Origin of the sequence: Natrinema pellirubrum DSM 15624 (genome assembly GCF_000230735.2) — an archaeon.
Classification (GTDB): Archaea; Halobacteriota; Halobacteria; order Halobacteriales; family Natrialbaceae; genus Natrinema; species Natrinema pellirubrum.
The window spans coordinates 1,737,288-1,750,421 of the sequence record NC_019962.1 but is presented as its reverse complement, the minus strand read 5'-3'; the positions used below and the strand labels follow the sequence as shown (position 1 = coordinate 1,750,421).

Sequence of the window (13,134 nt, the reverse complement as noted above, 5' to 3'; positions counted from 1 at the left end):
CGGTCGTTGCCGCGTCATGTCGGACAGTCGAAAGACGTTTCAGATCGGTTTTCGTTATTACTAGGGTGTGCGTCTATGGGTCAGGGTTACAACGATGAGTGTATGATCTCCCCAGCAGTACGCCGGGCGGCGGTTCGACCGGCCGTTGCGACGCGTCGAACGAGTCACCACGAGCGCACCGTCCCAGCGGCCGGGCGTCGGTGATCTCCATGACGGACCGCCGTGATGACGGTCGGGCGGACGAGTCCGACGCCATCACGATCGATGCCGTGCCGGTGCCGGTCATGGGTTACGATGTCTCGGCCGGAACGCCGGTAATCGCAGCGACGAACGATACGTTCGATGCGACCTTCGACGCGGCGTCGATCGGAACGAACGTCCGCGAATGGCTGCGTCGGAACTGCGCAGTCGACGAATCAGAGGTCGCAGCTGCCTGCGATCAGCTCGCAGCCGGGAACGCGATCGATATCGAGATCGGTGTCCGAACGGGCGACGCTGAACGCCGACCGGTCCGGCTTCGGAGCGTCGGCCGCTCGAGCGACGACAATACCAGCGACGGAGCGGACGGTGGGGACGAGGTTGACGGGTACGTCCTGATGACCGAACTGGAACCGACGAGCGCCGATCCCGTCGAGTTCGACCGCGTCGCAAGCGTCATCACGCACGACCTGCGGAACCCGCTGGACGTCGCGAAGGCACACCTCCGGGCGGCGAGAGAGACGGGCGAGACGGACCACTTCGATCAGGTCGAAGACGCCCACGACCGGATGGAGCGGATCATTCGAGATGCGCTCACGCTGGCCCGTGGGGACCGCGCGATCGATGCGTCCGAGAACGTCGCGATCGATGCCGTTGCATCGGACGCCTGGGCGACCGTCGAGACGGAGGCCGCGTCGCTCGAAATCGACGACGACCTCCCGCGGCTCGATGCCGATCCCGACCGGCTCCAGCGGCTGTTCGAGAACCTGTTCCGGAACGCCGTCGAGCATGGCTCGACGAACTCTGGCTCGGCCGCTGGTCAGGATACTGAACACAGTTCGACAGACGGTCCGGACGCGACCGAATCGGCCCGTGACGAACCGGTCCGTGTCCGGGTCGAAAGCGCCGATCGTGGGTTTCTCGTCGCCGATGACGGGCCCGGAATTCCGGCCGACAAGCGCGAGCGAGTGTTCGAACCCGGCTACTCGTCGACCGACGCGGGGGGCGGAACCGGTCTCGGGTTGACGATCGTCAGGCGGATCGCCCACGCACACGACTGGACGGTTTCGATCGCCGAGGGATCGTGCGGCGGTACGACGTTCGAGTTTCGACCGATCACGGACGATGACTGACCGATTCGACGACGAGACGGCGGCAGGTGGCAGCGGTTCGGACGCGATGGACGAGCGACTACAGCGGGCTCCCATCGGGATCATCGAAACGGCGGCGGACGGACGCGTCGTCGACGTCAACGACGCCGCTGCGACGCTCCTGGAGACCGACCCGTCCGCGCTACGCGGGACGGCGATCGGGGAGTGCTTCCCGAAGTCGGCCGACGGGACGCTGCGGGAGACCTTCGGCGGCCCATCGCCGACGCCCGCCTCCTTCGAGGAGTACTACCCGCTGATCGACCGGTGGCTTGCGGTCGACGTTCACGTCGACGAGGGAACGCTCGTCTACGTCCGAGACCGCACACCGCAGAAGGAAACCGAGCAGACCGTCGATCGGATCGACCAGCGACTCGATCGGATCCAGCGGATCAACTCGTTGGTCGCGACCGTGTTACAGCAGGTAATCGGCACGTCGGACCGCTCGGACATCGCTCGGACGGTCTGCGAGCAGTTGGGCGGCACCGACCTCTACAGGTTCGCCTGGGTCGGCGACCGGTCGTTCTCCGAGGAGCGTCTCCGAGTACTCGCCGCGGCTGGCGATGCAGCCGACCTGCGCGAGCGGATCGGCGAGAGCCTCGAGGACGAGCGCACCGTCCCCGGCCAAGCCGCGGTCACGTCCGGCAAGACGCAACGTCACGAGGCGATCGCCGAGGACGATACCGTTCCCCGTGGGATCCGTCGAGCGGCGTTCGGTCACGGCCTCCAGTCGTGTCTGGCGGTCCCGCTCGCGTACCAAGGGACTGTCTACGGCGTCGTAACGGTATACACCGACCGGGAAGACGGATTCAGCGATCAGGAGCGAGTCGCCCTCGAGACGCTGGGCGGCGTCGCGGGGTTCGCGATCAATGCCGGCCAACAGGAGGACCTACTGGTCGCCGACACGGGTACCGAGGTAACCGTCGAAGTCCGCGGCGAGACGGTCCCGTTCGTCGGTGCCGCACGCGAGGCCGACCGCGCCCTGTCCTTGGCGGGGGCGATCCCGCGCGGCGACGGCGCGGTCGTCTGTTATCTCACTGCTGACGGCCCGCTCGAGGGCGTCGACGAATCGCTGACCGACTGCGAGGCCGTCGCCAACGTGCGGCGGATACGGGACGAGACGGAACCGCTTCTCCAGGCGACCGTCAGCGGCGAAACACCGGTGACCGCGCTCGCGGCGTGGGGTGCGACGATCGAGGGCGGCGAGTACGGCGCCGAGTCGGCCCGGCTGGTCGCCGAAGTCCCGTCCGACGGCGACGTCCGACGGTTGCTCGAGGCCGTCGACGCCGTCGTTTCGGAAACGCAACTGGTCGCCAAACGGGAGACGACTCGAGCGCCCGAGCCGACCGAGGGGTTTCGAGACACCCTCGACGAGCGGTTGACCGACAGACAGCGAACGGTGCTTCGGACTGCCCACCTGTCGGACTACTTCACGTCGCCGCGTGGGAGCAGTTCGGCGGAGGTGGCGGAGACGCTCGACATCGCCGGATCGACGATGCTGTATCACCTCCGGCGGGCAGAGCAGAAACTCGTCGAGGCCTTTTTCGACGCCGACTCGCCGACGGAGGCAGGCGGTTCGGATGCGGCTAGAGACGACGTGGAACCGAGTACGACCGACGGGACGTGACTCGAGTCAGTACCGGCCGCGGTCGATACCCGAGAACTCGGTCAGCAACTCCTCGGCGTCGGGAAGGAGACCGAGAACGCGCTCCTCGATAGCGGCCCGGCGCGCCTCGAGGTCGGCGAGCCGATCGTCGCGTTCGATCTCGTCGGCGGGGAGTTCGGCGTCGATGACCGCTCGCGTCGACTCCAGACGGAAGTACTCGCCGAGGAGTTCGTACGCCAGGACCTGACACTGCTGGTCGATGGCCGCCCGGAGGTCGTCGCGCTCGACGGGCTTCGAGAGGTAGTCGTCGAACGGCATGTCGACGATGTCCAGTCCGGGATCGATCGCCGTCACCATAACGACCCGCGTTTCGAGATCCCGTTCCCGGAGTCGCTCGAGAACCTCGTCCCCCGAGAGACCGGGCATGTGTCGATCGAGCAGGACGACGTCGGGTACCGGCTGCTCGTCGACGACCGCAAGGGCTTCCTCGCCATCGTACGCGACGGTCACGTCGGCGACGTCTTCGAGGCGGAGGGCGTACGCGTCGGCCACCTTCTTCTCGTCGTCGACCATGAGGACCCGGGGCGCTGTCACGCGCATCTCGTTTCCCATCTTACAGGTCGGTAAGCCGTCACCGTACTAATATCCCGGTACGATCGGACCGCGGTCGGACGACGTCGTTGCGGATAGCTAGAGTAGCGTGACGAGACCGTTGCGACTGGTAGCACCACCGTACAGGGACCGTCCCGTCGAATCAACGACTATCGATGTCGAAGGCAGATCCCGCCCATAAGGAGAGACGACCGACCCCATCCGAGAACGACGAGACGGTGATAGACACGGAGACAGCGCTCGACCTCCTGAGCGACGATCACGCCCGGCGTCTCCTGGACGAACTCGACGGGAACCCGCTCTCGGCGACGGAGTTGGCAGAGCGCACGGACAGTTCCCGTGCGACCGTATACCGCCGACTGGACAGCCTCGAGGACGCGGGACTCGTCCGGAGCGCGATGAGCGTCCGGGCGGACGGTCACCACCGGCAGCGATATCACGTCGCAGTCGATCGAGTGCGACTCGAGTTCGACAGCGATGGACTCGCGATAGAAGCGAGCGATCACGTCGAACGCGACCGCAACATCGACCCGCCTCTGCATAGCTAGAGGGTGATCTCGATCGGGAGTGCCGCATAGTAGCGAGACACTACACGACCGTTCAACTGGTACGAACGACGTACCCGATGTCCGATTCCGAATCCGCGTCACGATCCGATCCCGCGCTCGGGGCCGTCTCGAGCGAAACAGAGCGTTCGATCGATATCGATGCCCTCCTCACAGTACTGGCTGAAGAATACACGACAGAGATTCTTGCGGCAGTAGGCACGGGATCCGTCCCTGCCCGCGAGATCGCAGACGAGACAGGCGCTTCCCGTCCGACCGTGTATCGGCGTCTCAACCGACTCGAGGCGATCGGGGTCCTCGAGACGACGATGGTTCCGTCCCCCGGCGGACAACGCCGGCAGGCGTTCGAACTCGTTCTCGAAGAAGTCGAGGTCCCACTCGTGGCCGATGTGGACGCAGTTGCAGACGGGAGCTGACAGGTGAGGTCGGAACGATCACGTTTCGCCGACTGTCGAGTTCCCTCACGGCGACTGCCGTGGTGTTTCGCCGGACGATGTCACAGCCGATGCTCGGTGGACTTGTATAATATTATAGACTACAACAAATCATTAATATTTTTTATAGATATGTGGGGAGCCTCAATTCCAGCGTCCTACTGTCCGCTTTCGAACAAGTTTGAAACCCCATATCGTGGAAAACTCACACTCACGGGATCAGAAGCGCTGCTTTGACGGCGAATGTTGGCCGTCGTTCCGGTTGCGTTCGTCTCACAGGAACGAGAAACCACGAAACGCGGTACGAGATCGGGCAGTTACCCGAGACGGACTGCATCAGGGTCAGCCGCATATGTCGAAGCACAGACTAGTGCCCGAAACCGACATATCTATTTGAATCACGCCGGCCTGATGCGATTCCAACGATGGGGTCTCGGTCAGTACGAGGTCGACACCGAACCGCCAGCCGCGTCCAGTCGCGACCAGTACCGCCACTTCGCTCGGATTTTGTACCGCTGTACGACCGCGAGCCTGAACCGCGGATGATCGGCGAGATCCCACGGGTCACACTCGAGGCGATCCATGACCGTCCGCATGAGGGCGGCCAGTTCGCCCTCGTCGGCCGGCAGCGGCGAGACATCGACGAGACAGACGCCAGCGGTCGTTCGCTCGCGAACGTCCTCGCGGACGGCCATCGAGAGTACTGTGCGCGAGACCGGGTCGGCAGTAACGGGGACGACGGTGAGTTCGGTCTCGGACGGTTCGGTAATAGTCACTCGAACCCCGTCGGCATCGCTACCGTACAGGAATCGGTCGGTACCCGAGGGCGACCGGTCATCGATCTCGAACGGCAGGCCATGGTCCTCGAGCGCTTCGGTAAGCGCCTCGAGGAGCGTCGCTTGCGAACAGCCACAGAACGTTCGCCAGCGGTTCCCGACGAGAACCGTGTCGACGAATCGTCGCACGAGTGAGCGCTGTGCGTTCATTGATCGTCGTTACCAGCCTGCGTCTTCGTGTCCCAGTTCGTCGCGGAGTCGTTCGACCTTCTCGACCGAGGGTGCATCCGTGACCAGCGACACGGCGACGGTGACACACAGCGAGAGCGGTAAGGCGAGCAGAATCGCCGAGAACATGGGCAGCAAGAGCCAGGCCCCGACGTAGCTCAGGAGTCCGGTCACCATCCCGGCGAGCGCGCCGGACGTCGTCGTCCGCTTCCACCAGATACCGAGGACGAGCGGGAAGAAGAACGCGGCCGCCATCATCCCGGTCGCATCGGTGTAGAGGACAACGAGGACGCTCGGCGGATCGAGCGCGGCGATGGCGATGGAGACGAGGCCGACGCCGACGGTCGCGACGGTCCCGAGACGAACGACCCGTTCGTCCGAGGCGTCGGGGTTGAGGACCGTCCCGTAAATGTCGTTCGCGATCGACGCCGACATCGCGAGCAACAGCGCGTCGGTCGTCGACATCACGGCGGCGAGGATCGCGGCCGCGACCAGCCCCGCGACGACGGCGGGCAGCAACGATTCCATCACGACGACGAGTGCGAGATCGGGATCGGCGAGGTTCGAGTCGATACTGAGCGCGACCGAGGGAATGATGTAGAAGGCGATGACGCTGAAGACGGCGTACAGGATCGCGACCCAACTGTAGGCGATCTTGGCCGATTTCGGGCTGTCGGCCGAGAGGACCCGCATCACGATGTGGGGGAGGATCGCGACCGTCGACGCCCAGATGACGAAGAACCCGAGATACGAGGCCGGATGGACCGGCGCCATCTCGAGCAGGCCCGGCGTCGCAGCGCCGGGGGCGGTAATCGAGAACCCGTAGTAGGCGAACCCAATACCCGCCATGATGAGCATCAGCCCCCATATCAGCACGCCCTGAAGGACGTCGGTGACCGTAATCGCCCACATCCCGCCGAGCGAGACGTACCCGATGAAGATCAGGCCGATGACGACGACCGACGGCAGATAGCCGATCCCGAGGAGATACTCCGTGACGACGCCGGCGGCCTTGAGCTGTGCGACCATATACAGGACGAACGCGAGGATGACGACGATCGGAACGAGGAGATTGATCCGTCGATCCCGATAGAGGAAGTCGAAGACATCGGTGATCGTGTACGCGTCTACGCGCCGCATCGGTTTGGCGACGAGAATCGCCGCGACGATGAACCCGACCACGGAGCCGGTAATCGCCGTCCAGCCGAACGGCAACCCGAAGGTGTACGCGAACCCGATCGAGCCCAGAAACGTCCCACCGCTCGCGAAGGCGGCGAAGATCGCGAGCGTGTTCATCACGGTGCCGATCTCCCCGCCCGCCGACCAGTACTCCTCGCCCGAGCGGTGATCTTTGAAGTAGTAGCCGATGCCGAGGATAACCAGGAAATATCCCAGAACGATCGCGAGTTCGCTGGCTTGGCTCATGCCGTCTCACCGCCCCGACGTTCGACGTAGTACGTCGCCGCAACGAACAGGGTTCCGAGGACGACCATTACGATCGGCTGAGACAGGAGGAGCCACGGCTGCCCGGCGATCATCAGTTCGACGCCCGTGAGCAGCGGTGCATACGCGACTGCGATGAGGATCGCCGCGACGCCAAGCATCCCGGCGGACAGTCGGTCGAGTCGAAAGAACCCCGATGTCGAGACCGTGCCATCGTCTACTCGGTCGCTATCGTACTGTTGTGACATCCCATACCACGGTATAATACACCACCATATAATAATTATGGCAGTTCATAGCGTACTGACGGCGAACCGCCGCGACTCAGTGTAATCCACCAGAACGTTTATCAAAGGTGGTTGTCGATTTGTGAGTATGGGAATCGCAAGCACACTAGACGATAGACCCATCGACGAGATCACGGTCGACAGCATGCTCCGGGCGCGAGCGGCTCGGATCCCGGACGAAACGGCGTTGATCTACGGCCCGAACGACACCCACGTCACGTACGACGAACTCAACGCGACCGCGAACCGGATCGCGAACGGCCTCCGCGAGCTGGGCGTCGAACGGGGATCGAACGTCTCGTTAATGGCCGCTCATCCGCTCGAGACCCTGCATGGGATGTTCGGGATCAACAAGGCCGGCGGCGTCTACTCGCCGATCAACTTCGAGTACGAAGGCGAGACGCTGTCCTACCAACTCGACGATACCGACCCCGACGTCTTCGTTCTCGAGGACCGATATCTCGACCGCTTCGAGGCCGTCCGCGACGACCTCGAGACCGATCCCGAACTCGTCGTGATCGAGACGGACGGCCCGAGTCCGGAGACGAGCCTCGAAGCGACGTCGTTCGACGAGTTGCGGGAACAGCCGGCGACCGATCCAGACGTCGACGTCGCCTGGCACGACACTGCGAGTATCGTCTACACCTCCGGGACGACGGGGATGCCGAAGGGGGTCGTTATTCCCCACCGGTGGATCTTCGCGAACTACATCGCGCCCAAACGGGCGGTATTGAACGAGGACGACGTCGTCCACACCTCGCTCCCGCTGTATCACATCGGTGGTGTCTACGCCGACGTCGTCGCCGGACTGGTCGCGGGCGGCACGGTCGCGCTCTGGGATCGGTTCTCTCCACAGGAGTTCTGGGACCGCATTGACACCTACGAGGCGACGTCGGCGACGCTCATCTCGGTGATGATGCCGTGGCTGATGAACGCACCGCGGACCGACTCCGATCACGAGAACACGCTCAACAAGGTCCACATGCAGCCACTGCCCGAGGAGTACGAGGGACTGGCCGAACGCTTCGGGTTCGAGATCGCGACCGTCGCCTTCGCCCAGACCGAGACCGGGTCGCCGATCGTCGGCGTTATTCGCACGGACGACGCGGGCGGAACGCCGCCGTCGTACCGCCGCGGCCTCGAACCCGCCGCCGTCGAGGAGCGAGCCCGCGAGATGAACCTTCCCGTCGTCGAGCGCGTCGACGAGGAGCGCTACATGGGTCGCGTGCGCGAAGACATCGCCGAGGTCGCCGTCCTCGACGAACACGATCGTGCGGTCGAGACCGGCGAGGTCGGTGAACTCTGTATCAGACCGAAACAGCCAGGGCTGTTACTCGAGCGCTATCACGCGAAACCCGAGCGGACGGCCGAGGCGATGTCGAACCTGTGGTTTCACACGGGCGATGCGGCCTATCGCGACGAAGACGGCAACTTCTACTTCGTCGATCGGCTCGGCGACGTGATCCGTCGCCGTGGCGAGAACATCTCTTCGATGCAGATTCAAGACGCCGTCTCGACTCACGACGCCGTCGAAGCGGCCGCCGTGTTCTCGATTCCGGCACCCGAAGGCGGCGAGGATCGGATCGGGCTCGCAGTCGAACCCCGCGGCGACGAGTCGATAACCGAAGCGACGATCAGTTCGCATCTCGAGGGGCGAATCCCGTCGTTCATGCACCCCGACGAGACGTTTATCGTCGACGAAATCCCGACGACAGAGACGAACAAGATGCGAAAGGTCGAACTCAGGGAGCGACTCCTCGAATGACCGACGACGATCCGTTCGAGGCCGTCGCCGACGCGAAAGACGCGCTCTCGGACGACGCCCGGGACGACGCCGTCGAGTACCAACACGGCCTCGGCAAGCTCACGGCTCGAGAGCGAATCGAGTACCTGCTGGACGAGGCATCGTTCGACGAGATCGGACGGCTCGCCGCGCCGATGCCGACAACGCCGGAGACGACCGACTGGGAGCGCGAGGACGCACCGGCCGACGGCGTCGTCACGGGATTCGGTCGGATCGACGATCGACCCGTCGCCATCTTCGCGACGGACTTTACCGTCAAGGGGGGCTCGATCGGCCACGCCGGCGGCCGGAAGATCGCGCGCGTGACCGAACGCGCACTCGAGCGTGGCATCCCGCTGATCATGCTGCACGACGGCGGCGGCCACCGAATTCAGGAAGGCCTCGACGCGGCACCGTTCGCTCGCGGCGACAACGGCTTCTCGAACCTCCAGACGGCGCTCTCGGGGTGGGTCCCCGTCGTTTCCGCGATGATGGGGCCGGCCTTCGCTGCGCCGACGAACTTCGCCGCGCTCTCGGATTTCGTCCCCATCGTCGAGGGGACCGGAACGATGGGCGTCGCCGGCCCCTCGCTCGTCGAGTCCGCCCTCGGCGTCGAGGGGACCAAGGAGGAGCTCGGCAGCGCGCGGTTCCAGACGACCGAGACCGGGATGGCCGACCTCGCCTGCGAGGACGACGAATCGTGTCTCGACGCCATCCGGACGTACCTCTCGTACCTGCCGCGAAACGCGGAGTGTGAGCCACCGACCGTCGAACCGACACCGCCGACCGAAAGCGCTCGAGAGCGGTTGCGCGAGATCATTCCATCGAGTCCGCGAAAGGGCTACGATATCGACGCGATCATTCAGGGCATCGTGGATCGGGACTCGACGTTCGAACTTAAACCGACGTACGGCCGCAACATCGTCACGGCGTTCGCCCGCCTCGAGGGCGAGCCGATCGGCGTCATCGCGAACAATCCCCGGTTCAAAGCGGGGACGATCGATACCGCCGCCTCGGAGAAGGCCGCCCACTTCGCGGCCGTCTGTGACGCGTTCGGACTGCCGATCGTCACCCTGACCGACGTGCCCGGTATCCTGCCCGGCCCGGACTCCGAACGGGAGGGGATCGCACGCCACTCCGCGAAACTCCCGTTCGAACTGGCTCGAGCGACGGTTCCCATCGCCAACGTCGTGTTGCGACGCGGCTACGGGTTCGGCTACGTCGCCATGGGCGGCGGCCGCTCGCTCGACTCCGAGTTGACGGTGCTGTGGCCCACGGCCGAACTTGCGGCGATGGGGATCGAAGGCGCAGTCGACATCGCCTACAGACACGAGATCGAGTCGGCCGACGACCCCGAGAGCCGTCGGCAAGAACTGATCGACAAGTTCGAAGACCGGACCGACGCCGTCCGCGCGGCCGCACGCGTCGGCGTCGACGGCGTCGTCCAACCCGAAGAGACGCGTGACCGAATCCGACGGGCGTTCGACCGGGCCGACGACGGCCGCGACCGGGACTGGCCGCCGAAAAAGCGATCGATCAACCCGATATAGGCGGCCCGTACCCGTCGTATCGCCGACCGGGCAATCGGACTGAAGTTTTATATGAACGTTCGTGATAGAACGGGTGTATGCGAGAGATCGGAGACGGTAACGTACTGCTGCATATCGACGACCACCGCGCGGACGTCGTACTCAACCGACCGGAGCGACGCAACGCGATGAACCAGGCGCTGCTTCGCGATCTCCGAACGGCACTCGAGGAGGTCGAAGCGCGTGACGACGTTCGGGCCATGGTACTTCTCGGCGAGGGCGACGTCTTCTGTGCCGGGATGGACCTCGAGATGATGAAACGACGCGGTGCGGACGACGCGCCCGATTTCGAGATAGGACGCGACGACATCACCCACTTCATCGACGACATGAGCGTCCCGTCGGTCGCGAGCATCAAGGGGGCCGCCATTGCGGGGGCGTTCGAACTCGTGTTGCCGGTCGATTTCAGGATCATCAGCGAGGACGCCAAATACGGCGTTATCGAGGTCGAACTTGGGCTGTTTCCCTCCGGTGGGGCGACACAGCGGCTCCCGCGACTGGTGGGTCTCTCGAAGGCGAAGGAACTCGTCCTCACCGGCGAGTACATCGATCCACGGGAGGCCAACGCGTGCGGGCTCGTCCACGAGGTCGTTTCCGACCGGTCGGCGACCGACGACCGGGCTCGCGAGTGGGCCGATTCGTTGACCGAAAACGCGCCACTCGGCATGAAACACGCTCGAAAGCTGTTGAACGCCGCGTTGGAGACCCCGCTCGAGCAGGGCCTCGAACGCGAAGGCGAACTCGGCGAAACGTTGACCGAGACCGACGACTACACCGAAGGGTTCGAGGCCCAACTCGAGGGTCGCGAGCCGGAGTTCACCGGACAGTAGCGATCACCTGCCCGTTCTCCGGCTGGGACGTCCACTTCAGTTGGGATCGATCGGCGACGCGAGTCCGCGGTCGGTTCTCTCGAGCGAGCCTCGTCCGATATTATCGGATGGCTTTATTAACTGGCCCGAACGGTCTATGGTATGGCACAACAGGGGCCGAAAACGAATCAGCTCCAATCCGTTCGAACGACGTTCAAAATCATCGAATCACTCAAACGAAACACGGCCGAGAGCGTCTCGACGCTCGCTGAACAGCTCGAGCTACCCAAGAGTACGGTTCATTCACATTTGACGACGCTCAACCAACTGGGCTATCTGATCAACGAGGACGGGACCTACCGTCTCAGTTATCGGCTCGTCCACCTCGGTCGGACGATCGAACAGTCACACGAACTGCGCCGGATCGTCTCGCCAACGGTCGAAACGTTGGCTGCTGAGACGGGCGAACAGGCCTATTTCGCCGTCGAGGAAAACGGTCTCGCCACGAATATCGTCGTCGCTGAGGGCGAGCGGTCGATCCGCAAGCAGTTCCTGCCGGGCGGCCAGGCACGGATGACGAACACGGCGACCGGCAAGGCGATCCTTGCACACCTGCTACCCGAACGGGTCGACGAGATCGTCCAACGATGGGGGATGCCCCAAGCGGCCCCGGGAACGATTACCGACGAGACGGAACTCGCCACCGAACTCGAGACGATCCGGACGGACGGCATCGCGTACGCTCGCGAGGAGAGCGTCAAGGGACTGCTCGAGATCGCGATACCGATACTGGACGACGACGGGCATCCCCACGGTGCCCTCGAGATCGCGGGTCCGACCAAGCGACTCGACGATGACGACTACCGGCACGAACTCGTCGACGAGATCGAAACCGCCGGCAACGAGATCGAAGTCAATCTCTCGATCAGGTAAGCCCCGAGTCACCGATTGGCAGCGGCGTCGACCGTCGGTATCATCTCGTTCGAGTCGGTCGGATGGTCGCCTTGCTATTACAACGATATACTTGTAAACCCAATCGAGAACGACCGAACCGAAAGGTGTTCGACCGAAGCACGTGACCCACGAACCGGTCGTCGTCCGGTTCCGCGAGTTCGAACAGAATATCGCAGTCGGGAGTCACGCTTCGACGATCCCCCGTGGGCCCCGTGTCGACCTGGTGATCGGTTCCCTCACCCCCGAATAGCTATCTATATTCATATATGTCTACGTTTGCCTCAGGAAATTGTCTATCACGCCCTCGATCGCTACCTCGATCGCTACGCAGTGTCCATCGAAACCGACCGCATATCGATCGAGTAAGGCAATCGGTCGATCGGTGACATCGACCGGGAAACCGTTCCTCGACGTGGCGTGTCTCGAACGGTTGGTGAGGGAGACCAGTGAGTACTGTATTCTCCCTTTGGTGGATTTAAGGACAGTCAGCAGGCCGTTTCGAGACGGCCTAGTCACAACCGAGCAAGAACTCGGCAATCGGATCCACGGGTTCATCGAGTCCGTCGCAGTCGGACCATTGCCGGGAGGCGACCGTCGTCGTTCCCGTTGCGGTCGATCGTGTTCCATCGTTTGTGCCCGATAACTCGAGAATCTATACGCTATCAGAATAGTATTTGAATACGATAGGTTGTGTATCTATA

12 protein-coding genes are annotated in these 13,134 nt (G+C 63.7%); 8 read left to right on the top strand and 4 right to left on the bottom strand.

Going from position 1 to position 13,134, the window contains the following annotated elements:
- Window positions 1-209: 209 nt before the first annotated feature.
- Together NATPE_RS08510 and NATPE_RS08505 are read left to right on the top strand one after the other, a co-directional pair.
- Window positions 210-1,331: a sensor histidine kinase gene (locus NATPE_RS08510; protein ID WP_006182233.1), complete on the top strand. Its 1,122-nt coding sequence runs from the start codon at window positions 210-212 to the stop codon at window positions 1,329-1,331.
- The gene (locus tag NATPE_RS08505) at window positions 1,324-2,973 is read left to right on the top strand and encodes a bacterio-opsin activator domain-containing protein (protein ID WP_006182232.1); all 1,650 of its coding nucleotides are present in this window, start codon (window positions 1,324-1,326) and stop codon (window positions 2,971-2,973) included. Before NATPE_RS08510 ends, NATPE_RS08505 begins: the two co-directional genes overlap by 8 nt.
- A 6-nt stretch (window positions 2,974-2,979) precedes the next feature.
- Here NATPE_RS08505 and NATPE_RS08500 read toward each other — a convergent pair whose 3' ends face one another.
- Window positions 2,980-3,564: a response regulator transcription factor gene (locus tag NATPE_RS08500; protein ID WP_006182231.1), complete on the bottom strand. Its 585-nt coding sequence runs from the start codon at window positions 3,562-3,564 to the stop codon at window positions 2,980-2,982.
- 218 nt (window positions 3,565-3,782) lie between these two features.
- On the opposite strand from NATPE_RS08500, the gene NATPE_RS08495 reads away from it, so the two are divergent.
- Window positions 3,783-4,112, top strand: a complete 330-nt coding sequence (locus NATPE_RS08495; RefSeq protein ID WP_244880101.1) for an ArsR/SmtB family transcription factor — start codon at window positions 3,783-3,785, stop codon at window positions 4,110-4,112.
- A 77-nt stretch (window positions 4,113-4,189) separates the two neighbouring features.
- Window positions 4,190-4,546 (top strand): ArsR/SmtB family transcription factor, encoded by a 357-nt coding sequence (locus NATPE_RS08490; RefSeq protein WP_006182229.1) that lies wholly within the window; start codon window positions 4,190-4,192, stop codon window positions 4,544-4,546.
- A gap of 455 nt (window positions 4,547-5,001) precedes the next feature.
- On the opposite strand, the gene NATPE_RS08485 is transcribed toward NATPE_RS08490, so the two are convergent.
- Genes NATPE_RS08485 through NATPE_RS08475 form a run of 3 tightly spaced genes read right to left on the bottom strand, consistent with a single transcriptional unit; the run spans window position 5,002 to window position 7,259 of the window.
- On the bottom strand, window positions 5,002-5,550 hold the full coding sequence (locus NATPE_RS08485) for a hypothetical protein (RefSeq protein ID WP_006182228.1): 549 nt from the start codon (window positions 5,548-5,550) through the stop codon (window positions 5,002-5,004).
- Between the two features lie 9 nt (window positions 5,551-5,559).
- Window positions 5,560-6,993 carry a sodium:solute symporter family protein gene (locus NATPE_RS08480; RefSeq protein ID WP_006182227.1) on the bottom strand — a complete coding sequence of 478 codons (1,434 nt, stop codon included), beginning with the start codon at window positions 6,991-6,993 and terminating at the stop codon, window positions 5,560-5,562.
- Window positions 6,990-7,259: a hypothetical protein gene (locus NATPE_RS08475; protein ID WP_006182226.1), complete on the bottom strand. Its 270-nt coding sequence runs from the start codon at window positions 7,257-7,259 to the stop codon at window positions 6,990-6,992. The genes NATPE_RS08480 and NATPE_RS08475 overlap by 4 nt, the downstream gene beginning before the upstream one ends.
- Before the next feature lie 127 nt (window positions 7,260-7,386).
- Between NATPE_RS08475 and NATPE_RS08470 the strand changes: the two genes are divergently transcribed.
- The 4 genes from NATPE_RS08470 to NATPE_RS08455 all read left to right on the top strand — a co-directional run bounded on the left by NATPE_RS08470 (window position 7,387) and on the right by NATPE_RS08455 (window position 12,412).
- Window positions 7,387-9,063: a class I adenylate-forming enzyme family protein gene (locus NATPE_RS08470; protein ID WP_006182225.1), complete on the top strand. Its 1,677-nt coding sequence runs from the start codon at window positions 7,387-7,389 to the stop codon at window positions 9,061-9,063.
- Window positions 9,060-10,631 (top strand): acyl-CoA carboxylase subunit beta, encoded by a 1,572-nt coding sequence (locus NATPE_RS08465; protein ID WP_006182224.1) that lies wholly within the window; start codon window positions 9,060-9,062, stop codon window positions 10,629-10,631. Before NATPE_RS08470 ends, NATPE_RS08465 begins: the two co-directional genes overlap by 4 nt.
- 77 nt (window positions 10,632-10,708) lie before the next feature.
- Complete coding sequence (locus NATPE_RS08460; protein WP_006182223.1) at window positions 10,709-11,500, top strand: enoyl-CoA hydratase/isomerase family protein; 792 nt, start codon at window positions 10,709-10,711, stop codon at window positions 11,498-11,500.
- A 141-nt stretch (window positions 11,501-11,641) separates the two neighbouring features.
- The gene (locus NATPE_RS08455; RefSeq protein WP_006182222.1) at window positions 11,642-12,412 is read left to right on the top strand and encodes an IclR family transcriptional regulator; all 771 of its coding nucleotides are present in this window, start codon (window positions 11,642-11,644) and stop codon (window positions 12,410-12,412) included.
- The last annotated feature ends 722 nt before the right edge of the window (window positions 12,413-13,134 follow it).